The sequence below is a fragment of the Streptomyces sp. NPDC046716 genome (assembly GCF_040645755.1).
Classification (GTDB): Bacteria; Actinomycetota; Actinomycetes; order Streptomycetales; family Streptomycetaceae; genus Streptomyces.
Genome location: NZ_JBEYYU010000006.1, coordinates 170,864 through 196,567, shown reverse-complemented (window position 1 = coordinate 196,567; position 25,704 = coordinate 170,864). Strand labels below are relative to the sequence as shown.

At 69.7% G+C, this 25,704-nt stretch carries 28 protein-coding genes and 1 pseudogene; 16 read left to right on the top strand and 13 right to left on the bottom strand.

Annotation, left to right across the window (positions count from 1 at the left end):
- Nucleotides 1–58: 58 nt before the first annotated feature.
- The 3 genes from ABZ930_RS07150 to ABZ930_RS07140 are packed head-to-tail and all read left to right on the top strand — an operon-like array spanning nt 59 to nt 4,731.
- A complete protein-coding gene (locus ABZ930_RS07150) occupies nt 59–1,000 on the top strand; it encodes a VOC family protein (RefSeq protein ID WP_361542796.1) in 942 nt (313 codons plus the stop codon).
- A 9-nt stretch (nt 1,001–1,009) separates the two neighbouring features.
- Complete coding sequence (locus ABZ930_RS07145; RefSeq protein ID WP_361542793.1) at nt 1,010–2,677, top strand: bifunctional 3-(3-hydroxy-phenyl)propionate/3-hydroxycinnamic acid hydroxylase; 1,668 nt, start codon at nt 1,010–1,012, stop codon at nt 2,675–2,677.
- The gene (locus ABZ930_RS07140; protein ID WP_361542791.1) at nt 2,674–4,731 is read left to right on the top strand and encodes an acetoacetate--CoA ligase; all 2,058 of its coding nucleotides are present in this window, start codon (nt 2,674–2,676) and stop codon (nt 4,729–4,731) included. Before ABZ930_RS07145 ends, ABZ930_RS07140 begins: the two co-directional genes overlap by 4 nt.
- 132 nt (nt 4,732–4,863) lie before the next feature.
- Here the strand turns inward: ABZ930_RS07140 and ABZ930_RS07135 are convergent, their stop codons facing one another.
- From ABZ930_RS07135 to ABZ930_RS07125, 3 genes are read right to left on the bottom strand one after another with little or no spacing between them, the layout of a single operon-like run.
- Nucleotides 4,864–5,496 (bottom strand): hypothetical protein, encoded by a 633-nt coding sequence (locus tag ABZ930_RS07135; protein WP_361542788.1) that lies wholly within the window; start codon nt 5,494–5,496, stop codon nt 4,864–4,866.
- A 56-nt stretch (nt 5,497–5,552) separates the two neighbouring features.
- Nucleotides 5,553–6,206 carry a class F sortase gene (locus tag ABZ930_RS07130; RefSeq protein WP_361542785.1) on the bottom strand — a complete coding sequence of 218 codons (654 nt, stop codon included), beginning with the start codon at nt 6,204–6,206 and terminating at the stop codon, nt 5,553–5,555.
- Nucleotides 6,207–6,242: 36 nt separating this feature from the next.
- Nucleotides 6,243–6,950: a hypothetical protein gene (locus ABZ930_RS07125; RefSeq protein WP_361542782.1), complete on the bottom strand. Its 708-nt coding sequence runs from the start codon at nt 6,948–6,950 to the stop codon at nt 6,243–6,245.
- Between the two features lie 279 nt (nt 6,951–7,229).
- On the opposite strand from ABZ930_RS07125, the gene ABZ930_RS07120 reads away from it, so the two are divergent.
- Nucleotides 7,230–7,949 carry a heparin lyase I family protein gene (locus tag ABZ930_RS07120; RefSeq protein WP_361542779.1) on the top strand — a complete coding sequence of 240 codons (720 nt, stop codon included), beginning with the start codon at nt 7,230–7,232 and terminating at the stop codon, nt 7,947–7,949.
- 305 nt (nt 7,950–8,254) lie between these two features.
- Here the strand turns inward: ABZ930_RS07120 and ABZ930_RS07115 are convergent, their stop codons facing one another.
- Nucleotides 8,255–9,622: a helix-turn-helix domain-containing protein gene (locus ABZ930_RS07115; RefSeq protein WP_361542776.1), complete on the bottom strand. Its 1,368-nt coding sequence runs from the start codon at nt 9,620–9,622 to the stop codon at nt 8,255–8,257.
- Between the two features lie 234 nt (nt 9,623–9,856).
- On the opposite strand from ABZ930_RS07115, the gene ABZ930_RS07110 reads away from it, so the two are divergent.
- Nucleotides 9,857–10,480 carry a hypothetical protein gene (locus ABZ930_RS07110; protein WP_361542773.1) on the top strand — a complete coding sequence of 208 codons (624 nt, stop codon included), beginning with the start codon at nt 9,857–9,859 and terminating at the stop codon, nt 10,478–10,480.
- 111 nt (nt 10,481–10,591) lie between these two features.
- On the opposite strand, the gene ABZ930_RS07105 is transcribed toward ABZ930_RS07110, so the two are convergent.
- Together ABZ930_RS07105 and ABZ930_RS07100 are read right to left on the bottom strand one after the other, a co-directional pair.
- Nucleotides 10,592–10,792, bottom strand: a complete 201-nt coding sequence (locus tag ABZ930_RS07105) for a hypothetical protein (protein ID WP_361542770.1) — start codon at nt 10,790–10,792, stop codon at nt 10,592–10,594.
- 259 nt (nt 10,793–11,051) lie between these two features.
- On the bottom strand, nt 11,052–11,477 hold the full coding sequence (locus tag ABZ930_RS07100; RefSeq protein ID WP_361542767.1) for a deoxyxylulose-5-phosphate synthase: 426 nt from the start codon (nt 11,475–11,477) through the stop codon (nt 11,052–11,054).
- A gap of 140 nt (nt 11,478–11,617) precedes the next feature.
- On the opposite strand from ABZ930_RS07100, the gene ABZ930_RS07095 reads away from it, so the two are divergent.
- The 3 genes from ABZ930_RS07095 (at nt 11,618) to ABZ930_RS07085 (ending at nt 15,158) form a co-directional block, all read left to right on the top strand.
- Nucleotides 11,618–12,424 carry a PhzF family phenazine biosynthesis isomerase gene (locus ABZ930_RS07095; RefSeq protein WP_361542764.1) on the top strand — a complete coding sequence of 269 codons (807 nt, stop codon included), beginning with the start codon at nt 11,618–11,620 and terminating at the stop codon, nt 12,422–12,424.
- Nucleotides 12,425–12,669: 245 nt separating this feature from the next.
- Entirely contained in the window at nt 12,670–14,646 is a 1,977-nt protein-coding gene (locus ABZ930_RS07090) for a discoidin domain-containing protein (RefSeq protein WP_361542761.1), read from the top strand.
- 98 nt (nt 14,647–14,744) lie between these two features.
- On the top strand, nt 14,745–15,158 hold the full coding sequence (locus ABZ930_RS07085) for a hypothetical protein (protein WP_361542758.1): 414 nt from the start codon (nt 14,745–14,747) through the stop codon (nt 15,156–15,158).
- 56 nt (nt 15,159–15,214) lie between these two features.
- On the opposite strand, the gene ABZ930_RS07080 is transcribed toward ABZ930_RS07085, so the two are convergent.
- Entirely contained in the window at nt 15,215–15,979 is a 765-nt protein-coding gene (locus ABZ930_RS07080) for a hypothetical protein (RefSeq protein WP_361542755.1), read from the bottom strand.
- 119 nt (nt 15,980–16,098) lie between these two features.
- A complete protein-coding gene (locus ABZ930_RS07075; protein ID WP_361542752.1) occupies nt 16,099–16,602 on the bottom strand; it encodes a hypothetical protein in 504 nt (167 codons plus the stop codon).
- 83 nt (nt 16,603–16,685) lie between these two features.
- Here ABZ930_RS07075 and ABZ930_RS07070 point away from each other — a divergent pair, with 83 nt between their 5' ends.
- Nucleotides 16,686–16,904: a hypothetical protein gene (locus tag ABZ930_RS07070; RefSeq protein ID WP_361542749.1), complete on the top strand. Its 219-nt coding sequence runs from the start codon at nt 16,686–16,688 to the stop codon at nt 16,902–16,904.
- Between the two features lie 184 nt (nt 16,905–17,088).
- Here the strand turns inward: ABZ930_RS07070 and ABZ930_RS07065 are convergent, their stop codons facing one another.
- The 3 genes from ABZ930_RS07065 to ABZ930_RS07055 all read right to left on the bottom strand — a co-directional run bounded on the left by ABZ930_RS07065 (nt 17,089) and on the right by ABZ930_RS07055 (nt 19,685).
- Complete coding sequence (locus ABZ930_RS07065; RefSeq protein ID WP_361542894.1) at nt 17,089–17,529, bottom strand: DUF6086 family protein; 441 nt, start codon at nt 17,527–17,529, stop codon at nt 17,089–17,091.
- Nucleotides 17,530–17,784: 255 nt separating this feature from the next.
- Complete coding sequence (locus ABZ930_RS07060) at nt 17,785–18,870, bottom strand: glycoside hydrolase family 19 protein (RefSeq protein WP_361542746.1); 1,086 nt, start codon at nt 18,868–18,870, stop codon at nt 17,785–17,787.
- Between the two features lie 161 nt (nt 18,871–19,031).
- Nucleotides 19,032–19,685, bottom strand: a complete 654-nt coding sequence (locus tag ABZ930_RS07055) for a lysophospholipid acyltransferase family protein (protein WP_361542891.1) — start codon at nt 19,683–19,685, stop codon at nt 19,032–19,034.
- Between the two features lie 135 nt (nt 19,686–19,820).
- On the opposite strand from ABZ930_RS07055, the gene ABZ930_RS07050 reads away from it, so the two are divergent.
- Nucleotides 19,821–20,369, top strand: coding sequence for an AAA family ATPase (locus tag ABZ930_RS07050; RefSeq protein WP_361542743.1), 549 nt, complete (start codon nt 19,821–19,823; stop codon nt 20,367–20,369).
- A gap of 96 nt (nt 20,370–20,465) precedes the next feature.
- Nucleotides 20,466–21,449, top strand: coding sequence for a hypothetical protein (locus ABZ930_RS07045; RefSeq protein WP_361542740.1), 984 nt, complete (start codon nt 20,466–20,468; stop codon nt 21,447–21,449).
- 72 nt (nt 21,450–21,521) lie between these two features.
- Here ABZ930_RS07045 and ABZ930_RS07040 read toward each other — a convergent pair whose 3' ends face one another.
- Nucleotides 21,522–21,959, bottom strand: coding sequence for an SRPBCC family protein (locus ABZ930_RS07040; RefSeq protein ID WP_361542737.1), 438 nt, complete (start codon nt 21,957–21,959; stop codon nt 21,522–21,524).
- Nucleotides 21,960–22,346: 387 nt separating this feature from the next.
- Nucleotides 22,347–22,568, bottom strand: a pseudogene (locus ABZ930_RS07035) (DUF5133 domain-containing protein); the annotation flags it as partial.
- Between the two features lie 239 nt (nt 22,569–22,807).
- Here ABZ930_RS07035 and ABZ930_RS07030 point away from each other — a divergent pair.
- The 5 genes from ABZ930_RS07030 (at nt 22,808) to ABZ930_RS07010 (ending at nt 25,569) form a co-directional block, all read left to right on the top strand.
- Nucleotides 22,808–23,224, top strand: a complete 417-nt coding sequence (locus tag ABZ930_RS07030) for an ATP-binding protein (RefSeq protein ID WP_361542734.1) — start codon at nt 22,808–22,810, stop codon at nt 23,222–23,224.
- A gap of 198 nt (nt 23,225–23,422) precedes the next feature.
- Nucleotides 23,423–23,680 (top strand): hypothetical protein, encoded by a 258-nt coding sequence (locus ABZ930_RS07025; RefSeq protein ID WP_361542731.1) that lies wholly within the window; start codon nt 23,423–23,425, stop codon nt 23,678–23,680.
- Between the two features lie 174 nt (nt 23,681–23,854).
- Nucleotides 23,855–24,727 (top strand): SigB/SigF/SigG family RNA polymerase sigma factor, encoded by an 873-nt coding sequence (locus ABZ930_RS07020; protein ID WP_361542728.1) that lies wholly within the window; start codon nt 23,855–23,857, stop codon nt 24,725–24,727.
- A gap of 107 nt (nt 24,728–24,834) precedes the next feature.
- A complete protein-coding gene (locus ABZ930_RS07015; protein ID WP_361542725.1) occupies nt 24,835–25,008 on the top strand; it encodes a CsbD family protein in 174 nt (57 codons plus the stop codon).
- A 180-nt stretch (nt 25,009–25,188) separates the two neighbouring features.
- Nucleotides 25,189–25,569 (top strand): hypothetical protein, encoded by a 381-nt coding sequence (locus tag ABZ930_RS07010; protein ID WP_361542722.1) that lies wholly within the window; start codon nt 25,189–25,191, stop codon nt 25,567–25,569.
- The last annotated feature ends 135 nt before the right edge of the window (nt 25,570–25,704 follow it).

Genomic DNA, 25,704 nt, shown 5'->3' with positions numbered 1-25,704 from the left:
AGCACACGAGCAAGAACACCCCGCAGTCCGCCGTTTCTCGACGAAGAGAGCCGCACACATGTCACTGCACCGTCTGACCCAGATCGTCATGGGTGTCCCCGACCCCGCGGGTACCGCCGCGTACTACGAGGAGTTCGGGCTCACGCCGTCCGGCGTACAGGGCTCCGCACACACGCTGTCCACCGTCGACGGCGGCGAACAGCTGCGGATCGCACCGGCGCAGCGGCGCCGCCTGCTGGAACTCGGCGTCGGCGCCGACGACCCCGACGACCTGGACCGTGTCGCCGCCCACCTCACCCGGCTCGGCTTCGCCCCGCAGCGCGGCGAGGGCTCCGTCAGCGCCGTCGACCCCGGAACCGAGGTGCTGGTCCGGGTCGAGGTCGCCCCGCGCTACGCGCAGGCACCGGCCAGGCCGGGCCCGTACAACGCTCCAGGATCGGTCGAGCGGACCGGCCTGCGCGCCCCGGGCATCCTGCGCGAGGAACGGGTCCGCCCGCGCAAACTGGGACACGTGGTGCTGGGCTCGACCGACCAGGAACGCTCTCAGCGGTTCTTCCAGGACGGGATCGGCTTCAAGGTCAGCGACACCGTCCCCGGGCTCGCCGCGTTCATGCGCTGCTCCACCGACCACCACAACATCCTGGTGCAGCAGGCGCCCGTGGCCTTCCTCCACCACACGTCCTGGCAGGTGGACGACGTCGACGAGATCGGCCGCGGCGCGACCGCCATGCTCGAGGCCGACCCGGAACGCCACACGTGGGGCCTCGGCCGTCACTTCATCGGCTCCAACTTCTTCTGGTACCTCAAGGACCCGGCGGGCAACTTCTCGGAGTACTACTCCGATCTCGACTGCATCGTGGACGACGAGCTGTGGCAGCCCGGCGTCTGGGAAGGGGCCCGCGCCCTGTACTCCTGGGGCCCGCCCCCGCCGCCCTCCTTCCTCGCCCCCGAGGACCTGGCCGGCCTGATGACGGGCGCGCACAGCGCCCCCGCCAACTAGGGGCCCGGCATGGAAAGTTCGCTCCCCGGGCGCGACACGTCGCTCCCCGAAGGTGAAGATTCCCTCCCCGACCGCGACGTGCTCGTCGTCGGAGCCGGACCCGTAGGACTGGCCCTGGCTCTCTTCCTGGCCCGCGACGGCGTGCGCACCACCGTCGTCGAACGCTGGCCCGGCCCCTACCGGCTGCCGCGCGCGGTCCACTTCGACGACGAGATCGCCCGGCTGCTCGCCGGGGCCGGGGCGGGCGCGTACGCCGCCGAAGGGGTGGTCGCCGCCGACACGTATGAATGGCGCAACGGTTCGGGTACGCCGCTGCTGCGCTTCGACTGGTCCGGCACCGGACCGTCCGGGTGGCCGACCGCTTCCATGTTCCACCAGCCGGAACTGGAGCAGGCGCTGGAGGACGCGGCACGTCGCCGCCCCGAGATCACGCTGATGCGGGGTGCCGAGGCGGTCTCCGTCCACCAGGACGCCGACGCCGACTCCGCCGTCCTGACCGTTCGCGTCGCCGACGGCACCGAGCGGCGACTGAGCGCCCCGTGGCTGGTCGGCTGCGACGGCGCCAACAGCTTCGTACGCACGGCGTTGGACACCACCGTGACCGACCTCGGGTTCTTCTACGACTGGCTGATCGTGGACGTGCTGCCGCACGAGGAGCGGACGTGGTCGCCGATGAACATCCAGGTGTGCGACCCCGACCGGCCCACCACGGCGGTGTCCGCCGGACCGGGCCGACGCCGGTGGGAGTTCATGCGGATGCCCGGCGAGAGCCGCGAGGACCTCGACACCGAGGCCACCGCCTGGAAACTGCTCAGCCCCTGGGGTGTCACCCCGGACAACGCGACGCTGGAACGCCACGTCCTCTACACCTTCCAGGCCCGCTGGTGCGACCGGTGGCGCCACGGCCGACTGCTCCTCGCCGGAGACGCGGCCCACCAGATGCCGCCCTTCGCCGGGCAAGGCATGTGCTCGGGCATCAGGGACGCCGCCAACCTCGCCTGGAAGCTGTCCCTCGTCACCCGCGGCCACGCGGACAGCGGCCTGCTCGACACCTACACCTCCGAACGCTCCGGGCACGTGCGCCACGCGATCGGCATGTCCGTGGAACTGGGCAAGGTCATCTGTGTCCCGGACCCGGCCGCGGCCGCCGCCCGCGACGCCGCCCTGCTCGGGGCGGAGTGCGATCCCGCGCGAGCGCTGCCCCCGGTACCACCGCCCACGCTCGGCGACGGCCTCGTCCACCACGGCCCCGACGGTACGCCGATGGGCGCGGCCGGGGCCCTGAGCCCGCAGGGACGCGTGCGACACCGCGGAGTCACCGGCCTGCTGGACCAGGCCGTCGGACACGGGTTCCTGGTCTGCGCGGCCGAGGACCCGCGGGCCGCCCTCGACGCCGAGGACCTGGCCTTCCTCAACGCCATCGGTGCCCACACGATCCGCTTCACCCCCTCACACGCTCCGGAGGACGGCGAGCACGACGCGGTGGACATCGACGACTTCTACCTCCCGCACCTGGCGGCCACCGGACACCTGGGCGCGGTGATCCGCCCCGACCACTACGTCTACGGCTCCTTCACGGACACCGACGGACTGCGCGCCGTCGTCGCCGCGCTCCGCGCGGACCTCGCCGGCGCGACCACCCCCACGACCGCCACGACTTCCGCAGGTGACGCATGAGCGCCCCCGACCCGGCTCGGACCGCCGCCGTCCGAGTCGACCCCGTCTGGGTCCCCGCACGAGAAGCCGTCGAGGCCTCCCGGCTGGCCGCCTTCACCGCACACGCCGCCCGCCGCACGTCCGCCGCTCCGCACGATCCGTACGACTACGCCGCGCTGCACGCGTGGTCGGTGTCGGACCTGGCCGGATTCTGGTCGGCCGTCTGGGAATTCTTCGAGGTCCGCTCGGCGACCCCGTACACCGCGGTGCTGGAAGGAGCGATGCCGGACACCCGATGGTTCCCCGGTGCCCGCCTCAACTACGCCGAGCACGCGCTGCGCCACCCCGGTGGGGGCGACCCCGCGCTCATCGTCGACGGAGAGGACGGCACCGTACGCGAGGTGAGCTGGGACGCACTGCGCCGGCAGGTCGCGGCGCTCGGCGCATGGCTGCGGCAGCGCGGAGTGCGGCCCGGCGACCGGGTGGCGGGCTACCTGCCGCACACCGAGCACGCTGTCATCGCCTTCCTGGCAGCGGCATCCGTGGGCGCGGTCTGGTCCGTGTGCGCGCCCGACTACGGCGCGGCCGGGGCCGCGTCCCGCCTCGGCCAGCTCGAACCGGTCGTCCTGTTCACCACCGACGGCTACCACTGGAACGGTCGCCACCACGACAGACGAGCGGAGTCCGAGCAGCTGCGCGCGGCTCTGCCGTCGGTACGGGACACGGTGCGCGTCCCCGGCCCCGACACGGCTCCTGGTGCGCCTTCGCGGGACGCAGACACCGGAAGCGTGCGGACCTGGGCGGAGGTGACGTCCTCGGCGGCGCCGGCTGAGCCGATCTACGAACAACTGCCCTTCGACGCACCCCTGTGGATCCTCTTCTCCTCCGGCACCACCGGGGTACCGAAGGGCATCGTGCACGGCCACGGCGGCGTCCTCCTCGACCACCTGAAGGTCCTGGGACTCCACATGGACCTCAGGCCGGGCGAACGCTTCTGCTGGTACACGACACCGAACTGGATGATGTGGAACCTCCTCGTCTCCGGCCTCCTGCACGGAGCGACACTCGTCCTGTGCGACGGGGCGCCGTCCAGCCCCGGCCCGGACCGGCTGTGGGAGGTCGCCGCTCGACACCGCGTCTCGGTCCTGGGGACCAGCCCCGGCTACCTGCTCGCCTGTGAGAAGGCGGGTGTGGAACCCGGCCGTGACTTCGCCCTCGACGCCCTGCGCGTGGTCGGCTCGACGGGCGCGCCGCTGCCGGCGAGCGCGTACGCGTGGACACGTGACCACGTCGGACCGCGGATCCAGCTCGCCTCCACCAGCGGAGGCACCGACGTGGTGAGCGGATTCGCGGGCAGCGCGCCGGCCCTCCCCGTGTGGCCGGGCGAGATCTCCGCGCCCTTGCTGGGCGTGGATCTGCAGGCATGGGACGCCGACGGCCGTGCCGTCACGGACGACGTGGGGGAACTGGTCGTCACACGGCCGATGCCGTCGATGCCGCTGCGGTTCTGGAACGACCCGGACGGCGAGCGGTACCGCGCCGCCTACTTCACACCCTGGCCCGATGTGTGGCGGCACGGCGACTGGACCACCGTCACCGCACGCGGCAGTGTCGTGGTGAGCGGCCGCTCGGACTCCACGCTCAACCGGCACGGAGTCCGGCTCGGCAGCGCCGACGTCTACGCCGTTGTCGACGAAATCCCTTACGTGAGCGAGTCGTTGGTCATCGGAGCCGAACTGCCCGACGGCGGCTACTGGATGCCGCTGTTCGTGGTGACGGCCCCCGGCACCACCCTCACCGACGCACATCGCGAAGAGATCCGTACCGCCCTGCGCACCCACGCCTCGCCGCGGCACGTCCCCGACGACGTGATCGAGGTGCCCGCCCTGCCCCACACCCGTACGGGCAAGAAACTGGAGGTCCCCGTCAAACGCATCCTGCAGGGCGGCGATCCGGCACGGGTCGCCGGGCGGGAAGCGGTCGACGACTTCGCGGCGCTCGCCTACTTCGCGCGTTTCGCTCCGGGAGCGGTCGGGCGTGCACCGCGGCCGGCCACCGCACCGGTCCATCCGTAGCCCACGTCAGTCGGGCACTGCGGTGCGATGTCACGGATCTTCCGTGGCCGGGGTCCATGAGGGACGGCACGGGCCCGACCTCCGGGAGAGGAAGCCGGGCCCGTGCCTTCCCGCGACGCGAGAGGGCTTGGCTCAGGCGATGCGCGTGTGCACGACGGCCGTGTTGTTGCCGGAGGTGCGCTCGGGACTGTCGGTGGTGACCGAGGTGGAGAGCCGGACCGTCCCACCGCCGTAGGAGGGCGCGCGGCCGGCTATCTCGAGGCGGACCGTGTGGCCGGGAGCCAGATCGCCGATGGCGAGCACGATGCGGCCGTCGCCGGTGAGCGTCTCGGAGGCGGGCCCCTCACTGATGCGGTGCGCCAGGTACCGGATGCCGCCCGGCATCGTGGTGCTGGAGCGGACGTTCTCGGCCGTGGCCGAGCCCTTGTTGGTGAACTCGACGACCCAGCGCTGCTCCTGGTGGTGATCGAGGTGGCGGGGGCCGGAGGCAGTCACGGTCACGTCGGCGAGCCGCTGCTTGTCCGTGACGCCGCCGCCCCACGGCTTCCCGTAGTCCTTGTCGTATCGGTAGTTGTCGGTCCAGCCCCTGCCGTAGTCGCCGTCGTAGCCGCCGTACGCCGCACCGGCTCGGGGGGCCGGGTGGCCGTCGCCCGAGGCGGCCGACGCGGAGCCCGCGACCGCGAGCGTCGCGGTGACCGTGGCGGTCAGCAGTGTCGCGACGAGGGTCGTGCGCCGGGCACGGAAACGGGTGGTGCCATGGGACATGGGTGTCTTGCCTCTCGCTTCTGTGGTGAGGGTGAGGGTGTGCGGGTGTGCCGTCGTCAGGGCCTGAGCGAGGCGTACAGAATGATGTTGTCCGCGCGGTGGCCGTCGACGATCGGGCCGCCGCAGGTGATGAGCCGCAATTGGGGGGTGCTGGTCGCGCCGTACACCTTCCGCGTCGGGAAGCGGTCCTTGGCGACCTGCTGGATCTCCTGGACCGCGAAGGTGGCCGTGCGGCCGTCGGCACGGGGTACGGCTATCTCGTCGCCCACACGGACGCGCGCCACGTCACGCAGGAGCGCGGGACCGTTCGCGGTGTCGTAGTGCGCGACGATCACGGCCGCCCCCTTCTGACCGGGCGTCACCGAACCGGTCCACCAGCCGGGCTCCCGCGCCTTGTCGACGGGCGGCACCTCCAGGTCACGATCGGGTCCGAGTCCGAGCCGCAGCATGGACGAGGCGTCGACACCGGCCGACGGGATGCGCAGGCCGACCGGGAGCGACCTCGGCAGCGGGGCCGCGGCGTGCTGGGCGTGGGAGACCGAACGGTTTGGCACCTGCACGTCGTCGGCGACCGGATGAGCCGTCGAGCAGGCCGTCACACCGGACAGGCCGACGGTCAGGGCCAGTGCGACGCCGGCCGCCCACCGCATCGTGCGGCGCGGCGCGCGTCGGCCGTCGCCGTCGGCCCCCGGCACACGGGGCGTTGTCATCGTCACGGGAATTCCCGGAGGACGAGGTGGGCCGGCTCAGGACTCTTCGCGGCGGGCGCGACGGACACCGAGGTAGCCGACTCCGGCACCGGCCAGGGCGAGACCACCGCCGGCCGCGACGATGAGCGGGGTTGCGAAGCCGTGCGAGGAGACGCCTTCGGCGCCGGCCCGCACGCCGCCCTGCGGCAGCCGTCCCTCGCGTCCGCCGGCCACGGCGGCCGACGTGCCCTTGTCGTGCGTGGTGCGCTCCGCGGAGCCGTGCTGCACGGTCCGCTGGTCACGGGAGTCCTGGTGGGGCTTCGGGTGGACCTTCTGGTGATGGTCCGGGTGCGTCTTCTGGTGGGCCGGGTCCGCCTGGTCCTGCTCGCTGTGCCACCCGTCGGGGTGGACGACGCCCACGAAGCCGTTGGCCTGGTTGAGGACGTAGCGGTACCCGTTCACCGTGCTGCTCCCGCTGCCGGAGCTCAGGTTCGCGACCCGCTGCCCCTTGACCGTGATCCAGGCCATGTACGACCCGTCGGGCAGGGCGTACACGTGCGCCTGGGCGCCGTTGCTCAGGGAGTAGTGCTGCTCCCCGCCCTGGTCCGACGCGGACTGCGAGGGGTCGGGGGAGGCCGAGGAAGTGGTCTGCGGGTCGGACTGCGGCGCGGCGGAGTCCGCGAACGCGGCGGCGGCCGGGACGGTGAGGCCGATGACGAGGCCGGAGACGGCCGCGGTCTGCACTACACGACGAGAAATCGACATATCGATTACTTCCTTGCTCCGCTTCGGGTGAGATGTCGTTGTTGCGACATTTGAGAACTTACGGAGCAGCTGTGTGCACTTCCCATCGGGCAGGTAACAGCAACCTCACAGCGCCACGGAATGGCGCAGATGGCGACTTTGGTCCCGGGCGCCCAGGGACCACCGCCCCGGACCGTACGTCCCTCCCAAACGATCGATACGGTCAACTCGGGGAGAAATATTGAGCGTTACGACGGATCGCGCTACAACGGTGCGCGAGTCGATCGAAAAGGTGACCCCATGTACCGCACCCCACTGCGTGCCTGGTTCTGCGCAGCAGCCGCCACCGCCTGCGCCACCGTGCTGGCCGCGTCCCCCGCCCAGGCGTCCGTGATCTGGGACGCGGACGCCTCGCAGGGCGTCAGCGTCTTCGCGACCACCCTCTGCGACAGCCCGGGGAGCGTCACCACGGGCGACTGGGGCGACGGCCACGGCCCCTTCTTCAAGTTCAACAAGCCCATCGGAACGCCGCGTTGCGAAGCGCACAGCGTCCGCACCGCCTCGGGCGAGTACACCTTCCGGGACGACAGCACGTACTGGTTCGGCTGGGACTCCATGACCAAGACGGGCAACGCGCAGACCGTCTTCCAGTGGAAGTCCAACGGCACCAACGACCAGAACAGCCAGAACTACCCGGTGCTGATGAAGGTCGAAGACGATCGGCTCAAGGTCTGGTACGTGGCGCCCGGCGAGAGCTGGATCTCCATCGGCAGCACCCCCTGGACGGCCGGCGAGTGGCACTCCATCCAGCTCGGCATCACCACCGACGCGGGTGGCGCGGGCACGCTGTCCGTCTACAAGGACGGCGCCCTCGTCGCTTCCCGCACCGGCGCGCGCACCTGGGACGATCTCGGCAACAAACCGCGTTGGGGGACCTACTTCGGCACCGACGACACGACAGCCTCCATCAACTGGGTCGCCGGCCTCTCCCTGGGCACCTCCCGCTCCGACGTGGACTGACCGATCGTCCCGGGGCGATGAATGGGGTCGGTTCGCACGCGGCCCGGTACGGCGAAGGCGGGGCGGCACCAGAGTGCCGCCCCGCCTCGTCGGTCGCCGCCGCTAGGACTGCGGACGGCTGCCGTGGTTCGCGCCGTTCTTGCGGCGGGCCTTCTTCTTGCGACGTCGCTTCGACGACACAGGAGCCTCCCAGGGGGTTGTTGCGGTCGTTCTCCCTGGGTGTCCCAGGCGAGCTCCTGATCGCCTGCCCGGCCGAACGGGATCGCATGGTGTGACCTGTGCCACAACGTCGTGGGTGGTCCTGGTCACTGGCTGTAGACCGCCCATCGGCGCGCCTGGGTGTCGTACGTGTAGCGGGGCAGGCCCTCGATGGCGCTGGTGCGGAACGGGCGGCCGTCGTCGTCGATCCGCACGGTGCCCCTGCGGCCCTGGGAGGACCAGTCCAGCTCCAGGAACCAGCGGCAGTCGCACGAGCTGGTCTCCGCGGTGACCAGCAGGACCTCGGGGTCCTTCGCCGAGACGCGGTAGGGCATGCGCACGGCCGGGATCGGGGTGCCGGAGTCGTTGCCGGGGACGGCGCGCGCGAGGGGGCGGTCCTTGTCGAGGTCCACGGCGAAGTACCGGGGAGTGATCGCGCCGCCGCAGCCGTGGTCCATGGCGTAGGCGTTGCCCTCGGCCGGCGCCGTACGGCCGACCACACGCACGCGCAGCGCCTCCAGCACGACGGCCGTGTCGCTGCGCCCCTGCACCGACAGGGCGACGAGGGTCTCGCCGCCGTGCACCGCGCTCTGCGTCACCGCCCAGGGCGCCGCGTCCTGCGGGACGGGGGGAGGGGGAACCTGCCCCGGCGGCTTGGCGATGACGTAGTCGTGGCCGCAACCGAGCTTCCAGGCCTGCGAGTTGACGGACCAGGCGAGCGGCGGTCCGGCGGGCCGTTCATCACGGGGCGGGGCGGATGTCGCGCCGGGCGGGGGAGAGCTGCCCGGCTTCTCCTTCGGGGTGGCGGAGCCGGAAGGCCGCTCGGAGGTGGGGGAGACGCTCGCGCCGGGTGAGGTGCCCGGTAGTTCGGACGTCCTGGCCTCCGCCGTACCGGCGATCCGGGCAGGATCGTCGGCGGGCGCACGCCGCGCGTCCGGCAGCGCGGAGAAGGCCCCGAGCGTCGCGAGGACGGCACAGGCGCAGCCCAGCCCGACCATCAGCCGTCCGCGGCGGTACCAGGGGCGGCCCGGGAGCGGGGGCCTGGATGCGCCGGGCGGTCCGGGCGCGGGGTCCGCCGCGACGACCGGGCCGCCGTCGGCATTGGGCGCCGCGTCCGGTCCGGTGATGTCCTCCACCACTGTGTCCGGTCCGTCCGCCGCGTCGTTCACGGCTTCGGCCGATGGGGTGCTTGTCGTCCGCGGCCTGCGGCGGGCTGCCACTGCCAGCAGCCAACGGCGGTGGAGCTCCAGGCGTTGGTCCGCGCTCGCCCCGCACAGAGCCGCGAAGCGTTCCACGGGAGCGAAGTCGAGCGGCACCGCGTCGCCCGCGCAGTAGCGGTGCAGCGTCGAGGTGTTCATGCCCAGACGGCGGGCCAATGAGCCATAGCTCCGGTCTGTGCGCTCCTTCAGCGACCGCAGCAGCGCCGCGAACTCGGCCACCTCGTCGATGCCGTCGCCGTCGTCCTGTGCCGACACAGGCCACCCCGTCCCCGTACGAGCCCACCCGGCCCGGGACGGTATCCCAGGCACCCCATATACCTGCACGTCAGACGGGCTGGGATGGTTCCACCGTGCCCGATCGGCTGTCGGCTGTTGCGCCCGGCCGCCGTGACCGCTGATGCTCTTGGTGTCGCACCGACCAGGCCTGGGCCGACCAGCCGGCCCCGCCGCGGCATCCATGCCCACACACTCATCCACGGGGGAACACCCATGTCCCTGCACATCCGAACGACCGCTTGCACCGCAATCACCGTCGCCGCCCTCGCGGCAGGCACGGTCCTCATGGCACCGGCCGCCGGCGCGGCGTCGAAGGCCGCCGTGCCCAAGTTCCTGTCGGCCTCGCAGCTGCCGCCGCACCCGACGTCGTCCTGGACCGCCGGCCCGGTCACCGAAGGGTTCCCCGAGGCGCTCGGGGGCTGTGTGAGCACGGAGGGCGTGCTCGACTACGACTACCGGCACCGGGAGTTCCGGACCGACCTGGACACGGGCGCGGTGCAGTTGACCGTCGTGACGGACACCGCCGCCCACGCCAAAGCGCTGGCGAAGCACTACGACGACCTGATCCGCACCTGCGCCGACCGCATCGAGGAGTCCTCGCCCGACGTCGAGGCCGAGGGCCGGGACTACGGCACGCTGCCGGTCGAGGAGGGCGCCCGCGTGCGCGGGCTGCACACCGAGACGTCCTGGGGCGCCACCGACATCGCACTGCTGTCGGTCGGACGGGACGGCAGGACCGTCACCGTCGTGAAGTGGGGACAGATGGGCGACTTCGCGAACGCGCCCGTGGCCGCCTTCAAGACGACCACGAGGACGGCCGTCAACAAGCTGTACTGACCGCACCACCACCACGGAAAGCAGGGGCCGTCCTCACGCCACGGGGGTCGGGAGGACGGCCCCGTTCCGGTCCTGCCCCGGGGCGCTGCGGCGGCGCTGGGCGGAGGAGCCTCAACCGCCCTCCTGCCCGTAGGCGAGACGGCGACGCCACCACAGGTCGGAGCGCCACTGCCGATGGCGGGCGAAGGGATCGGGCAGGGTGCGCTTGAGGTACGCGGAGTCCAGGGACGCCACTTGGCGTCTCAACTCCACGCGCGCTCGGGCAGGCAGCGCTTGCAGGATCTGTTCCAGCACGTCGCGTGCGTGGCGCACGTCGTCGAAGGAACAGCCACGGCACGAGCACCACGCGTATCGCGGATAGAGAGGGCCACGTCCCTGCGGTGCCAAGAACTCTTGATACCGCCGCAACGCGCGTTCAGTGGCACCGGGGTAGATGTAGTAGTCGCCGGACAGCAACTCCAGCCGCTGTATGGCAAGGCTGGTGGGGACGGAGAGCCCGTGGATCCGGTCCAGGGACAGGGCCTCCCAGATACGAGTGCCACATTGTTCGGCGCGCAGGGCGCCCGGCCGCCTACGCGGCATCGGCCTTTCGATAGGCAGTCATGGACGTCATCATGCCAGCCCGCATGCCCCTGCCGGCGGCCCGGTCCGAGGAGCGGGGCAAGTCCTGAGGCAGCTCGTGGCGCACCAGCGCCCGCGCGAACGGCTCACCGGTCCTTCGCGCGTAGGCCATCCGCTCGCGCACCTCGCTGAGTGTGCGCGGACGGTAGCCAGGGCCGCCACAGCAACTCTTGTGGAAGCGGACACCGGCATTCAAAAGAACCGACAGAGTCCGCCATGCGGCGGCGTCGCGCCGCCGCGGCGGCGCGAAGGCGGAACCCACATGGATCATCGGCTCGGCACAGCGTGGGCAGAGCCGGGCGTGGTCACCGAGGTAGGGCTGCTTGTAGGAGGCCCTGCAGGGCAGACAGACATAAGAGGTCTTCGCGTGGGCCATGCCGGCCAGCGTACGGTCCATCGGGAGCGAACTCGACTGCATTTCCGTGACTCCCACAGCTACGTCAGGGCGGCTACCGCGGACCGTTGTCCCGCCGCTCGGCCCCGACACCCGGCTTCTGGTGCGCTAATGTCTGCTTTATGCGCATTCGTGTTGTTGATGCATTTGCCGACCGGCCCTTTACCGGCAACCCGGCGGGAGTCGTCCTGCTGGACGGGTTCCTCGACGACGCATGGCTTCAAAGCGTTGCCCTCGAGGTCAATCACTCCGAGACGGCGTTCGCCCATCCACTGCCCGCAGGCATGGACGCGGACTGGAACCTGCGGTGGTTCACGCCCACGACCGAGGTCGATCTGTGCGGGCATGCCACCCTGGCCGCCGCCCACGTGCTCTTCTCCACGGGTCGGGCGTCCGGCCCCATCCGCTTCAACACGGCAAGCGGCATTCTGAGCGCCTCGGTCGCCCCTGACGGCACGATCACGCTCGACTTCCCCACCGCTCAGCTCACCGAGGCCGAAGCGGTGCCCGAACTTGCCGCAGCCATCGGAGCGACCCCCGAGGCCACCTATCGGACCGGAGTGGTCGGCGACCTGCTCGTACTCCTGCCCGATGAGGCATCGGTGCGCAGTCTCGCTCCGGACTTCAAGGCCCTGGCCGAGATCGCGGAGCGCGGGGTGGTCGTGACCGCTCCGGCCGCGGATCCGTCCGGCGACCACGATTTCGTCTCGCGTTGCTTCTTCCCTCGCGTAGGTGTGAACGAGGACCCGGTCACGGGAAGTGCTCACACGGCTCTCGCCCCACTGTGGAGCGAGCGACTCGGCCGAACGGATCTGACGGGGTTGCAGGTGTCACGCCGCACCGGGCGGGTCGGAGTCGCGCTGCGTGGCGATCGGACGCTGCTGACGGGCAAGGCGATCACCGTCATCGACGGCGAGTTGATGGCGTGACGCCCTCTCGCCGCACGCGAACGTGCCTGTGCGGCCCCATGCGCAGGCCGCGCCTCTGATCGACCTTGCGTTGAGCCGTCTTTTTGCGTTCACGCAGGGTCTTTTTTGCGGAGAACTCAACGCCTCTTGCATTCCCGTGTTCACGTCAATACGCTCGCTGACGCACCATCCCCTCGTTGCCGTCGCCACTGCCAACAGGCTTGCCTGGACGCGGAGTTGGCGATTCGTCCTTCAAGGAGAACCAGATGGTCGTCTCGCGTCGTACGCTCCTGCAGGCCGTCACCACCGCAGGGGTCGCCGGAGCCGTCGGCCTGGGCCAGTCCGCGCTCGCCGCCCCGGCTTCGGCGGCCAGCGCACCCGGCGACGTGGTCGGGAAGGTCACCGTCGGCTACCAGGGATGGTTCGCGTGCGCCGGTGACGGCGCTCCGATCAACGGCTGGTGGCACTGGGCCCAGAACTGGGGCCAGACTCCGTCGGCGGCCAACAAGGCCATCGTGGCCTGGCCCGATGTCCGCGACTATCCGACCACCTATCGAACCGCCTTCGGTGATCTGGGCAACGGGCGGCCCGCCTCGCTGTTCTCCTCCTACGACCAGTCGACCGTCGACGTGCATTTCCGCTGGATGAAGCAGTACGGCATCGACACCGCGGCACTCCAGCGCTTCAACCCCACCGGCGGCGAGGGGCCGACCCGCGACGCGATGGCGGGCAAGGTGCGCAGCGCGGCCGAGTCTCAGGGCGTCAAGTTCTACGTGATGTACGACGTCTCCGACTGGACGACCATGCAGACGGACATCAAGGCCGACTGGACGAACAAGATGCGTGGTCACACGTCTTCGTCCGCCTACGCCCGGCAGAACGGCAAGCCGGTGGTGTGCGTCTGGGGCTTCGGGTTCGACGACGCCCAACGCCCCTTCACTCCGGACGCGTGCCTGGACGTCGTCAACTGGTTCAAGGCGCAAGGCTGTTACGTCATCGGCGGGGTGCCGACCTGGTGGCGGACCGGTGACCGCGACTCCCGCCCCGGATTCTCCGGCGTCTACCACGCGTTCGACATGCTCTCGCCGTGGATGGTCGGCCGGATCGGCACCATCGCGGATGCCGACAACTTCTACAACGTGGCGACGGTGCCCGACCTCGCCGAGTGCTCCGCGCACGGCATCGACTACCAGCCGTGCGTCCTGCCGGGCGGCGTCGGCGATCGGCAGCGCGCCCACGGCGACTTCATGTGGCGACAGTTCTACAACATGGGCCGTGCCGGAGTGCCGAACGTCTACATCTCGATGTTCGACGAGTACAACGAGGGCAACCAGATCGCCAAGACCGCCGAATCCCAGGCCTGGGTGCCGACCGGATCGGGCTTCCTCGCACTCGACGAGGACGGCACCGCCTGCTCCTCCGACTACTACCTGCGCCTCACCGGCGACGGCGGCAGAATGCTGAAGGGCCAGATCGCACTCACAGCGACCCGACCCACCCCGCCGACAGTCGCCGGCGGCGACACCACGGCACCGACCGCGCCCGGAAACGTGCGGGTCACCGGCAAGACCGGAACCACCGTGACGCTCGCCTGGGCCGTGTCCACCGACAACATAGGTGTGACGAATCACCGGATCCGGCGGATCACCGGCGACGCCGCCACCCCGATCGGCACCGCCGACGCGGACGCCACCTCGTTCACGGTGACCGGGCTCAGCCCGTCGACGTCCTACACCTTCGACGTACAGGCACTGGACGCGGCGGGGAACGTATCCCCGCCGTCGAACCGAGTCACCGCGACCACCACGGCCGGTTCCACCACCGACAACCTTGCCCTGAACCGGCCGACCGCCGAGAGCGGGCACACCCAGAACTACAGCTCGGCCAACGCCGTCGACGGTGACCCGGGCACGTACTGGGAAAGCACCAACCACTCCTTCCCTCAATGGCTCCAAGTCGACCTGGGCAGCGCCACCGGCGTCGGCCGCATCGTCCTCGCCCTGCCCCCGGCCGACGCCTGGGCCACCCGCACCCAGACCATCGCCGTACAGGCCAGCGCCGACGGTGCATCGTTCAGCACCCTTCGATCCGCCACGGCCTGCACCTTCGACCCGGCCGCCGGAAACACCACCACGCTGCCCCTGCCCGCCGGCACCACCACCCGCCACCTGAGACTCGTCTTCACCGCCAACACCGGCTGGCCCGCCGGCCAGGTCTCCGAGTTCCGGGTGTTCGGCGCCTGATGCCTGTAGTGCGCGAAGCTCGCCCCGGATGCGGCGCGGGCGTTCGTGCCGGGCGACCGTAGGATCTTGAGCCCAAGCACGGATGTCGGAGGGCGACGATGGAAGATCCGGGGATACGCCTGGGCAGTGATGAGGTGTGGCTGGAACTGGCTCGGATCGATGGCGACAACTGGCAGGTCACCGCAGACTGGTGCTCGTCGCTGACAGCAGATTTCACCGTGGACCTCAGCGCTGGGGAGGTCACGGACTTCGCGGCCCGTATGCTGTCCCACCTGCGCGCGCCGTCGGGTCCGCGCTTTTCGGAGGCGGTCACTCCCGGTCGCAATAATCCGCTGACGTTGAAGGCCGAGCCCGTCGGGGACGGATTCGCCTTCTTCGTGCGGCTGACTCCCAACGGAGACGACGACGTGTGCCATCTGCAGATGGAGATCGATCCGATCACCACGTTCGAACTTCGTGAAGCATTCAGCGCCCTGCGTGCGGCGTCAGCCACCCGGGTCCCGCCCTCCTAGAGCGGGACCCGGGCCTGCCTCAGTAGGTGTCGATCGACTGAGGCAGGCCGGAGAGCTCATCTCACTACGACGTTGTCCCCGGCCGAGGTCGACGGCCCGGTCGTGGTGTTCCCGTAGTAGACCCAGCGCCACGTGCCCGTCTTCGACGCCTTCACGGTCGTCTTGAGATTGCCCGAGCCGTTCGCGTAGACCTTCTTCACCGTGGTGTACGAGGCGGTGCCGGTGGGCTTGAACTGGAGGCTCACCAGGCGGCCTTCGTAGGAGACGTACTTCCTCGTCTCCCAGTTGGCACGTGTGACCTTTCCGGTCACGGTGATGGTCTTGCCCTTGGACACCGGCTCGGGCGAAGCGTTCACGGTCAGGCGGGAGTTGCGCTTGACGTAGGCCGTGAGGCCCTCGTCGTCGGTGTCACCGCCGCCACCCTGGAAGTACACCTCGGCGGCGACCTTCCAGGCTCCGGCCTCGCTGTTGCGCATGTCCCACACGCTCGGGTCGAAAAACATCGTCTCGTCGAAGTCGCAGACGCCCGAGCTCACCTTGTCGCAGTCGCTCGTCTCGATGGCGTGCCACAGTTTGTTGCCCGTGCTGCCGCGATACAGGAACACCGCCGGCCACTTCCACTTGTGGGTGGTCGCCATCCGGAAGGAGGTGGGCACCGCGACCTCCTTCGACACCCCGATCACGATCGGCTTGCCGCCGTTCACCTGGACACGGGTGAACGAGACCCCGCCCTCGGCCGCCCCGGCCGGCACCGCGGCCACGGCCGTGAAGACCGCCGCCGCACCACCGGCCACGACAGCTCTCCGAACCTTCTTCCCCACCTGATCCCCGATCTCTGTACATCAAGGCGCCGGAGGCTCATCCTCCGGCGCCTTTCAGACAGCCGGGACCCATACGGGGTTGTACGCCCGTGGATCACAATCGGGCTTCGGCCGAGGTGCTAGACGGCCGTCAGGTGGTACGTGGTGTCCACCCAGAACCCCTGGCCCGTGTCGGCCTTGATCTCCAGCACGTACTGGCCGGGAACGAGTGGCTCCACCGCGCCCCACAGGCCCCACGCGTGCCGCCGGGTGAACCCGGTGCGGAAGGAGCCGGCGAACTGCGACAGAACCAGCTCCACCCCGTTCAGGTGGGCGGTCGCCTCAGCCACCGGCATGGTCAACGGCGTCGCGGAGTGGCTGTGCGTGTGCTGGATGTTGATCACCGGGAAGAAGAGCGGGCGCCCGGCCGGTATCTCGCAGGTGCGCACCACCTTGCCGCCGTACGTCCCCGCCAGGAACCACAGATCGCGTGGCTGCTTCCACCCTGCGTGCTCACCGGTCTTGTCCCGGACGGGACTGAGTTCCTTCGGCGCCGACAGCGCCCACTTCCACCAGCGCCCCGCCAGCTTCCCGCCCTCGTCGTCCGTCAGCTGCCACGTCGTCCCGGCCAGCGGCTCGGTCATCGTTTCCCCACCCCTCGCACGAGGGCCCCGACATCCGGGGCCCTTGATCAAGGGCGGACTCTATCCGGGCCCCTGGTGAGCCGGTGCGTCAGGCTACCGGCCGGACGGTTCCGACCCTCACGGGCTGCACCAGAACCGAAGCCAACAAGCGAGCCGACTGCCGGACCGCCATCGAGAACGGAGGCACGAGGACCAACCGCCCGGACGCCTGCAGGGACCTGACCGAGGACGACTACCAGTCCCTGGGCTTTCTCGACCAAGACGGCAACATCGACCTGGACAAGGTGTTCGGCGACGACTGACGGCAAGGTGATACCCGTCAATGGGCGGTCGGGCTGTCCGCCCCATCAAGACCAGGCCATCGGCATTCTCAAACGCGGAGCTGTCCACGCGCGACAGGTGAGAACGGCCCCTGAGACGTCACCTTCTATGGTGGGCTGTGGCGGTGAGGGATGGTGATCGGTTGGTCGGAAGCGACTGTGCTGGTCAGCGGGCCATGCCACGTCCCAGTTCTTGTGCCCTCGCGCGCAGGCCCGCAGCCCAGGCTGTGGCTTCCGCGGGGGCGGACATCCCCGTGACGGCGGAAACCTGTACGTCTTGGAAGGGGGCTTCCGGGGTGCCTTCGTGTCGTGGCCAGTCCACCTCGATCGCGGCGCGTTCCGCGAGGACGAGCACGGTGGCAGTGAAGCCTTCAGAGAGCGCGAGATAGACGGCGTGGCTCGTTCTTCGGTGCTTCGCCACGAGGGCGTCGACGAAGGTTGCGAAAGTGTGTGGGTTGATCTGACACTCGTCGTTCTCCATCGTCCCGATGCCCGATGGGAGTCCCAACTCCGCCTCGAAAAGCGCCACCTGGCGCTGGAACAGGCGAGAAGCTCCGTTGGACGGGTTCCACAGTGTCTCGTCGCCGAAGTCGAAGTACTGGCTCATCGCGGCGCCTTTCAGCTGGTCATGACAGGCCACCGTATCCAGCCGGATCGTTGCAGTCATCAGCGTTACGTCTCGACCGGGCGCAGGCGGCAGTCGACCAGCCGGGGCCTGACCACCCTGGCGTGCCGTCTTCGAGAGACCGGGGGGCGACTGACCTTCACCGGACGGTGTGGTTCACCTCCGTGGCAGAACCGGCCGTACGGCTGGGCTGCCACGGAGGGTCTCGTGTGCGGCTGGGTCAGCGGACGGGCCGGCTCAGCAGCTGAGGTTGCTGCCCGCGGGGACGCCGAGGATCGAGGTGAAGCTCTGATAGGCGTTGATCCGGCTCTGGACCTGGGCGGGGTTGCCGCCGTTGCATTCGATGCTGCCGTTGATGGAGCGGATGGTCTCGCCGAAACCGGAGCCGTTGACCATGGCGTTGTGCCCGGTCATGGTGCCGGGGCCGGTCTGGGTGTTCCAGTACCAGAGGCCGGTCTTCCAGGCGATCGCCGGATCGGTCTGCACGAGGTTGGGGTTGTTGAGCAGGTCGATGCCGAGAGCGTCGCCCGCCGCCTTGTAGTTGAAGTTCCAGCTGAGCTGGATGGGACCGCGACCGTAGTAGGCGGACTGGCCCGCCGGGCAGCCGTAGGAGCGGGAAGTGTCGCAGTAGTGGGAGTAGTTGGCGGTGTTCTGCTCGACGATGTAGACGAGGCCGCCGGTCTCGTGGCTGACGTTGGCGAGGAAGGCCGCGGCCTCCTGCTTCTTGACGGTGTCGCTGCCGGTGGTGGCGAAGCCGGGGTAGGCGCTGAGCGCGGCGGTCAGGCCGCTGTAGGTGTAGAAGGAACTCCGGTTCGGGAACATCTGGTTGAACTGGGCCTCGCTCACGACGAACGAGCCGTTGGACGGGGGTGTCGTGCCACCGCCGTCGCCGGAGCAGCTGTACGGGTCCCAGTACCAGGTGCTGATCGTCGGGTCGTAGCCCGGGTTGTCGTGCGACGCCTTGTAGTAGTTCCCGTTGGTGTACTTGACGATGTCGCCGGTGACATACGCGCGGCCGGCGACCCACGCCGGGTAGTTGCAGGTGCTTCCGCCGCCGCTGCCACCTGAACCGCCGGTGCAGGAGCCCTGGTCGGACCAGACGCCGGAGCCGCCGGTCGACGGCGTTTCGCCCTGGGTCCACCACTTGGCCTGCCAGTTGTGCCCGTTGTAGGACGCCGTCGAGCCACCGGTGTAGACCGAGGACGAGTTCCAGCCCGCCGCGCAGGTGGCGGCGGACGCGGTGGTTGTCATCGGCCCCAGGAGGGCGATTCCCACCGCGACGGCGAGGGCGGTGAGGAACGCGAGGAGGCGCTGTCTGGACATTGACCACTCCTTGAAGGGGTGAGTGTGACCGTTGGACCCGACTCAAACGGAATGGTATGGACCTGTCAAGGTCTAGACCAAGTGCTGTTGCAGAGTCGGCGTATCCCGCGCGTAGCCGCTTCGCGCTCCTCGTACCGAGGCCACCGCTGAGCCTGCCGCCGTTACGCGACGGGCTCTCCCACGTGAGCTGCAGCCGTTCGCCAGGCCATGGTCACGGCGGCCCGTGCCCGCGCCGTCCGTACCGTGCGGACGCCCGACGTCGACACCGGCGCACCCACATGGACATGGAGTGCGGGTCGGCGCAGGGGCGCGGTCGCGAGGCCTGCGACCTGCTTGAGGGTGTTGCCCGAGGTGATCCGGCGGGCGCCGGCTTGGCCCACCGGCACGATGGGCGCACCCGTGCGCTCGGCCAGCCGGGCCAGGCCGCTGCGAAAGTTCCGGGGCGCCGCTTCGGCCGCGTCCTGACGGCGCGGCAACCCGCCCTCGGCGTAGATGAGGACCAGACGCCCCTGGCCGAGGGCGTCGGCAGCCCTGTCCAACGCGTCCGCTGCGCGGCGGTCTCCGCGGACGACGGGTATGTGCCCTTCGTGGGCGAGCAACCTCCCCAGGAGCGGGACACGCCACAGTCCGGCCGCCGCCATGATGACCGGCTCGACTCCGAGGCGGCGCAAGGCCGCGACGACGATGGCGGGATCGGCGAGGGAGGTGTGGTTCGCTGCGACGATGCTGCCCGGCTCGAGGTCGACATGTGGGTCTGTGGTCACCGCCAAGCGGCCGACAGCGGGCACGAGAAGGTCGGCGATTCGGCTGAGCATGAGCGTTCCCCCGGTCTCGGCGATGTGTGTCTTCATCGTCGATGGCGGCACCCGGCCGCACCTGAGTCGCCGTACTCACCTTCCCCGCGCAACCGAGTAGGTGCTGTCAGTGGCGACGGCTACGGTGCCCGCGTGATGACAGGAACTGAAGAGACCCGGCTCGTGGTGGTGCGAGGGAACTCGGCGTCGGGCAAGTCGTCGGTGGCGCAAGGGATCCGGGACCGGTTCGGCCGCGGCCTGGCCGTGGTCGCACAGGACAACCTGCGCAGGATCGTCCTGCGCGAGCGTGATGTGCCGGGCGGCAAGAACGTCGGGCTGATCGACACCGTGGCCCGCTACGCACTCGATGCCGGATACCACGCCGTGGTCGAAGGGATCTTGTACGCGGACCGGTACGGCGACATGCTCGCCCGCCTGGTCGACGACCACCGTGGTGTGTCCCGCTGTTACTACCTGGACATCGCTCTGGAGGAGACGTTCGTACGGCATGCGTCGAAGGGCGATGCGCGGTATCGCGCGCAGGTGAGCGAGGAGCATCTGCGGGAGTGGTATCGCGAGCGTGACCTGCTGCCCGCGGCCCTCGAGACGGTCATCGGGGCCGGCAGCGCCCTGGAGGCCACGGTCACCCGCATCATGGAAGAGACCGGCCTGGACGACCTCGGTCCATCGGCCGAGGAGTTGTGATCGAACGCTGCTTGTCCGCCGTGAAGGCTGCGCAACGAGACCGGTTCATGGGCCTGGGCTGGACAGTTGGCCTGACCTGGGAGTTAGCCTCAGCGGATGATTCCTGCGCCGACACCGAAGGTCATCACGCGCCACCGCGACGGTCGGATCCACGCCTATGCCCTGGACTCCGGTGCCTTCGGGACGCTGAAGCCCTCCGCGGTTTTCCCGCCGCGAGCCGGGGACGAGGTCGTGGAATCGGTGGTCCGGCACGACCTGGAGCAGGTCGTGTACACGACGCTGAACAGCGTCGTCTGCCTCACACGCGGCGGCGACCTGGTGTGGGCTTCCGACTTCGAACCGCACTCGGACGTACGCCATGGACACCGGCCTGGGTGTGCGCTGTCATGGGACGGTCGGACGGTGTGGGTCTACCGGCCCGACGCGATGGCGGGACGCGGCGGCGGAGACCAGTGGGTGGTGCACGACGCCGAGAGCGGTGCGATCCTCGCCCGCCGGGAGCTGGAGACGGTCGGGCACGGCGGCGGCCACCACGTGCACCCCGCGGACGGGAGCGTCTACCTCGACATCGGTGAGGGCCAGGACGGCTCGGTCGTTCTTCGGGGTACGGCCCGGGCCGGCGGAGAGCCGGAGTTCGAGTTCGTGACGTACCCGTGGTCGGACCGCTGTCTGATCGACCTGGCGCCGTCGGGGCGGCAGTTCATGACCGTCGACCACGATCAGGCAGACGTGGCCTTCCACCAGCACCCCGGCGGGGACGTGCTCTTCAGCCTCCCGGTCGAGGCCTTCGGGTACGACCCGGAGGAGTCTTTCGTGGAATGGAGCGGCGGCTATCTCACCGACGACACCGCCGTCGTCGTCCTGGGCGGGGAGAGTCCGGACGAGGAGGAGTGGTTCCGCTGCCACCTGGTCGACGTGCGTACCGGCACGCCCAGTGGTGAGCTCACCGTCGAGGCGACCAACCCCTACGAGCCGGTGCCGCTGGGCGATGGTTCCTGGCTCACCCGCGACGCCGACGGCCATCCCGTCCGTTGGTCTCGCGCTCCTCAGTCGTCGGTACCACCGCACTCGGCAGGTTGAGGGACGTGTCCCTCTTGTGACCGGTCCGCGGGGGGCCGCCTTCCGTCTCCGGAAAGCGGCCGCGCACGGGGCTCAGCCGGTCGCGCGTTCCTGAGCCACCGTCTCGGCCAGCTTCTGGAACTCGCCGAGGTCGTAGTTGGCCAGCACCGAATCGAGGTTGGTCAGCGCGCCCAGGTGTTCCAGGAAACCGTGGGGGTCGTACTCGACCTGCAGGGTCACGCGGCTCGTCGTCGGACTGAGGCGGTGGAAGGTGACGACTCCCGCGTGGTTCACGCCGTCGACGGTGCGCCAGGCGATCCGGTCCTCGGCCGTCACCTCGGTCAGCTCGGCGACGAAGTTCTTGTCGGCGCCCGGCAGTTCGAGCTGCCAGGCGAACCGGCGTTCGTCCAGCGGTTCCACGAGCCGGACGTGGCTCAGGAACGCGGGCCACCGCGTCACGTCGCTCCACAACTCCCAGGCGACAGCGACAGGTGCGTCGAGATCGACGGTCTCCAACAGCGACGCGGACATACGAGTCTCTCTTTCCGGTCTCGCCGGCCGACCACGGTCTTCTCCGGGCCGCAGCGGCTTGAGGCTTCGGTACCCCGTCGACGCGGGGGCACGCACGGGGTGGCAGTGGGGGCGGGTCTCCGCCGGGCACCGGGAGGCCGATGGCCGCGGTGGCTGCGCGGTGACGGTGTGATCGCTGCCGAGGATGGTCACTGCCTGGTGCCGAAGGTGGCCTGGGGTCAAGAAGGGGCGACGACCGAGGGGCACGATCCCTCGGCCGTCTCAGGCAGCCGGCGCCGCGTCCGACCGCGTCATCGTGTTCGATCCCGTAGGAGCGGTACGAGCGGGGGAAACAGCGGGGACGACCTCGTGGTCCACATCGCCCTGGGGAACGCGCTGAACGCTGTCGGCCAGGACGGAGTCGTCTTGAGGGCGGGCTCCCGGAAGCTGGTGGCGTGCGGCGACGAGTGCGCTGTCGATGTCCCGGGTGCCGGTGGTGACGCACAGGGTGTAAGTAATGTCCTCCATACGCCGTTGCGCCTCGGGGGATCCTTCCTGAGCGTTCAACGCGAGCAAGGTCGCGTACTGCTCAAGAAGCCGAGTCAGGACCGCGGGATGCGCCAGAAGCATTGCGCGACTGCCAATCTGATCAGGGGCTGACCGCCCGACATGATGATGCGCGGTCCAAGTGCCCGGCCGAAGCGCATGCATGCACCTCTCATTTGTTGCGGTCCTCTCCCAGCCCGTCACCACCCGGAGGACCGGGAACCCAGGGCGTGGGTGTGTGGCCGGCGATGTGGGGGAAACCGGAGCGAGGCGGGAGACGTCAGCAGCCATCGCGTCCGGAGGCGGAAGGAAGCAGAGCCACCATGAGCGTTGCCGACAAACAAGAGAAGTCGTGCGTCAGCAGCGCCGACGCCAGGTCTCAGCTCCGTTCGGTGCTGACGGAGGTGTGCTGTGGTCTGCTGCGGCCTGAGGTTCGGCGACTGCGTGACGATGCGTTGCTGGTGGTCAGCGAGCTCATAGCGAACGCGCTGAAGCATGCCGGAGGCGTGACCGGCTTCAGCATCCACGTGAACAGCGATGAGCTTCAGCTGCGCGTGAGCGACGCGAGCCGTACCGAGCCTCGCCCACTGCCCGTTCTGGAGGGCCTTCCGGGTGGCTACGGCTGGAATATGGTTCACCGCCTGTGCAGTCGCCTCCACGTCACGATGGATCCGGTCGGAAAGACCGTCACCGCCGCACTGGCGCTGCCACGCGAGTCGGCGCTCGTGACGGCCGGCTGAACCACAGGGGACGACGCCACAGCGGGACACGCGCACGAGCCGTCTCGGCGTCCCGCTCTCCTCCGGTCCGGAGGCCCTGTGTGCATCGTCACCCTCGTTTCGCTGTGCGTCTCAGCACGCGGCCCGGTACTCGCCGCGTCTGTGTCTCCCGCGGGCCTCCCTGAGATCGACCCCGTTCTGGCCGTCGACTCTGTCCTCGTGGATGGCTTGCGCGGCCGCGGAGTCGCCGGCGACGAGGTCGACCATGACGGACCCGGCCGGAGCCTGTGCGGACAGTTCGGTCAGCTGCGCCACCAGGCGGCGAGCCTCGTCGATCGTCCGCGCGCCCGTACGGTCAAGTCCTTCTGGGGCACCGTGAATCAGCACCTCGAAGGGCACCCCCTGTCCTTTGCACGTGGTGACTATGGCCTCGACCCGCATGGCGTCTCCTGGAGCGATGGGTTCCTGCACGACTGAGCCCCCATACCCCCGGCCGCCCTCACAATCCGTGCGACTTCGGCACAGGCCCACCAGATGCCGTCGGCGAGCGAGCGCCGCAGCCTGCGCGTTAAACCGGACGCTTCATGGGTAACCGGCTCGGCGCGGGGAGACAGTGTGTTCTTTTGGGATGAGAATTGAGGAGTCAGTCACATGTCCGGCACGACGGTGCAGCAGGCGAAACGGATAGCAGTCGACGCGGAGCTGGTCGAGCGGGCCTACGCGGATCCGTTGTCGATAGCCCCTCGCGATGCCCGGGAGCTGGGTGCGCACTTCTTCGAACGGCTCAACGTGCTCGAAGAAGGCACACGCGAGTACCAGTACGCCAGAAACACGCTCATCGAGATGAACCTGTCCCTCGTCCAGTACGCGGCCTCGCGGTTCAAGTACCGCGGTGACGAGCAGCGTGACGACATCATCCAGGTCGGAACCATCGGGCTGATCAAGGCGATCGACCGGTTCGACCTGTCCCGCGAGGTCGAGTTCACCTCGTTCGCCGTCCCCTACATCGTGGGGGAGATGAAGCGGTTCTTCCGCGACACCTCGTGGGCCGTGCACGTGCCGCGAAGGCTTCAGGAAGCCCGCGTCGAGCTGACCCGCGCCACCGAGGAGCTGCGGAGCCGGCTGGGCCGCGAGCCGAGCACCACGGAGCTTGCGGAGCTCATGCAGCTCGACCCCGCCGAGGTCGCCGAGGCGCAGCAGGCGTCCAACGGCTACAACTCCGTTTCCCTGGACGCGACGGTCGGCGGCGGGGACGACGACTCCGAGACCCTCCTGGCCGCCTTCGTCGGACGCGAGGACGAGCGCTTCGAACTCGTCGAGAACTTCCATTCCCTCGCACCGCTCATCGCCGGTCTCGACGACCGGGAGCGACTTCTGATCCACCTCCGATTCGTGGAGGAGCGCACACAGCAGCAGATCGCGGAGCAGATCGGGTGCTCGCAGATGCACGTCTCGCGCCTGCTCGGCCGACTGGTGGTCAAGCTGCGGAGCGGCCTCATGGCGGAGAGCGACCTGAACAGCTGACCTCGGCGGGGAAATTCCGGGGAGGCGCAGGCCGAGGTTTATGCCGAAGCGCATCGGCCATGCGGAGGGTGCGCAGACATTGACGATATCCAGGGAGCGTGAGCGATATGACCGCCAGCGAAAAGGCCAAGGCGAAGACCGAGCAGGTCACCGGCGCCGCCAAGGAAGCCACCGGTCGCGCGGTGGGAAATGAGCGGCTCACGGCCGAGGGCCGGGCCGATCAGATGAAGGGTGACGCTCGCGCGGCCAAGGAGAAGACCAAGGACATCGGCAAGCACTGAGCGCCACCTGACTCACCGGCACGCCCATAGAGGGGCGGCTCCCGGAATTCCCGGGAGCCGCCCCTCTCGGCGTGGTCAACAAGCGCTGGAGAGACGGAGTCGCCGCCGTTTTTGGCGTACCGCGGCCATGTTCTTTTCACGAACCTGTTTCAGTCGCACCGTCGCGGCCAGACGGAGTGTATGGCTGAAACTGCGAAGACCGAAGAAAGCACCAAGCCCACCACGGCGGCCCGTTCGACAGGCCGGTCTGCCGTGTCGAAGGCCTCCGCCGCGGCCAAGAAGACCAAGTCGGCCGCCGCCGGAGCCGGACACGAGAGCGCCGGTCACGCGGTCGCTCTCGCCTCGAAGGCGAAGGCGGGCGGCGAGTTCCTGTCCACCGTTCCGGCCAAGTCCGTGCACGTGGCCACGACCGTGTGGGGCTTCGTCAAGCACCGCAGGGCGATAGCGATCGGCGCGGGCAGCGGAGTCGTCGCCGGGCTGGCGGGCGCCTTCGCCCTCGGCCGGGGGAGCGCCCGGCGTGGTCAGGGCCCCATCACCCGGTGGACCGGCGGACGCTTCTGATCTGAGCGGACGCGGGAGCCCGCGGCACACACGGATGAGGGGCCTGCCACCACTGAGGTGGCAGGCCCCTCATCTGCGTCGGGCGACCGTCACCGGCAACGGTCGGGGGCGGCGCTGGCCGTCGCCGCCCCCGAC

What these genes read in the sequence shown, in the direction of transcription:
- ABZ930_RS07045 (WP_361542740.1), top strand. Translation starts at nt 20,466, where the DNA reads ATGATTCCTGCGCCGACACCGAAGGTCATCACGCGCCACCGCGACGGT.
- ABZ930_RS07110 (WP_361542773.1), top strand. Translation starts at nt 9,857, where the DNA reads ATGTCCCTGCACATCCGAACGACCGCTTGCACCGCAATCACCGTCGCC.
- ABZ930_RS07075 (WP_361542752.1), bottom strand. Translation starts at nt 16,602, where the DNA reads ATGACCGAGCCGCTGGCCGGGACGACGTGGCAGCTGACGGACGACGAG.
- ABZ930_RS07055 (WP_361542891.1), bottom strand. Translation starts at nt 19,685, where the DNA reads ATGCTCAGCCGAATCGCCGACCTTCTCGTGCCCGCTGTCGGCCGCTTG.
- ABZ930_RS07050 (WP_361542743.1), top strand. Translation starts at nt 19,821, where the DNA reads ATGACAGGAACTGAAGAGACCCGGCTCGTGGTGGTGCGAGGGAACTCG.
- ABZ930_RS07085 (WP_361542758.1), top strand. Translation starts at nt 14,745, where the DNA reads ATGGAAGATCCGGGGATACGCCTGGGCAGTGATGAGGTGTGGCTGGAA.
- ABZ930_RS07145 (WP_361542793.1), top strand. Translation starts at nt 1,010, where the DNA reads ATGGAAAGTTCGCTCCCCGGGCGCGACACGTCGCTCCCCGAAGGTGAA.
- ABZ930_RS07040 (WP_361542737.1), bottom strand. Translation starts at nt 21,959, where the DNA reads ATGTCCGCGTCGCTGTTGGAGACCGTCGATCTCGACGCACCTGTCGCT.
- ABZ930_RS07020 (WP_361542728.1), top strand. Translation starts at nt 23,855, where the DNA reads ATGTCCGGCACGACGGTGCAGCAGGCGAAACGGATAGCAGTCGACGCG.
- ABZ930_RS07130 (WP_361542785.1), bottom strand. Translation starts at nt 6,206, where the DNA reads ATGACAACGCCCCGTGTGCCGGGGGCCGACGGCGACGGCCGACGCGCG.
- ABZ930_RS07095 (WP_361542764.1), top strand. Translation starts at nt 11,618, where the DNA reads ATGCGCATTCGTGTTGTTGATGCATTTGCCGACCGGCCCTTTACCGGC.
- ABZ930_RS07030 (WP_361542734.1), top strand. Translation starts at nt 22,808, where the DNA reads ATGAGCGTTGCCGACAAACAAGAGAAGTCGTGCGTCAGCAGCGCCGAC.
- ABZ930_RS07065 (WP_361542894.1), bottom strand. Translation starts at nt 17,529, where the DNA reads ATGAGCCAGTACTTCGACTTCGGCGACGAGACACTGTGGAACCCGTCC.
- ABZ930_RS07120 (WP_361542779.1), top strand. Translation starts at nt 7,230, where the DNA reads ATGTACCGCACCCCACTGCGTGCCTGGTTCTGCGCAGCAGCCGCCACC.
- ABZ930_RS07140 (WP_361542791.1), top strand. Translation starts at nt 2,674, where the DNA reads ATGAGCGCCCCCGACCCGGCTCGGACCGCCGCCGTCCGAGTCGACCCC.
- ABZ930_RS07015 (WP_361542725.1), top strand. Translation starts at nt 24,835, where the DNA reads ATGACCGCCAGCGAAAAGGCCAAGGCGAAGACCGAGCAGGTCACCGGC.
- ABZ930_RS07125 (WP_361542782.1), bottom strand. Translation starts at nt 6,950, where the DNA reads ATGTCGATTTCTCGTCGTGTAGTGCAGACCGCGGCCGTCTCCGGCCTC.
- ABZ930_RS07100 (WP_361542767.1), bottom strand. Translation starts at nt 11,477, where the DNA reads ATGGCCCACGCGAAGACCTCTTATGTCTGTCTGCCCTGCAGGGCCTCC.
- ABZ930_RS07060 (WP_361542746.1), bottom strand. Translation starts at nt 18,870, where the DNA reads ATGTCCAGACAGCGCCTCCTCGCGTTCCTCACCGCCCTCGCCGTCGCG.
- ABZ930_RS07090 (WP_361542761.1), top strand. Translation starts at nt 12,670, where the DNA reads ATGGTCGTCTCGCGTCGTACGCTCCTGCAGGCCGTCACCACCGCAGGG.
- ABZ930_RS07135 (WP_361542788.1), bottom strand. Translation starts at nt 5,496, where the DNA reads ATGTCCCATGGCACCACCCGTTTCCGTGCCCGGCGCACGACCCTCGTC.
- ABZ930_RS07010 (WP_361542722.1), top strand. Translation starts at nt 25,189, where the DNA reads ATGGCTGAAACTGCGAAGACCGAAGAAAGCACCAAGCCCACCACGGCG.
- ABZ930_RS07150 (WP_361542796.1), top strand. Translation starts at nt 59, where the DNA reads ATGTCACTGCACCGTCTGACCCAGATCGTCATGGGTGTCCCCGACCCC.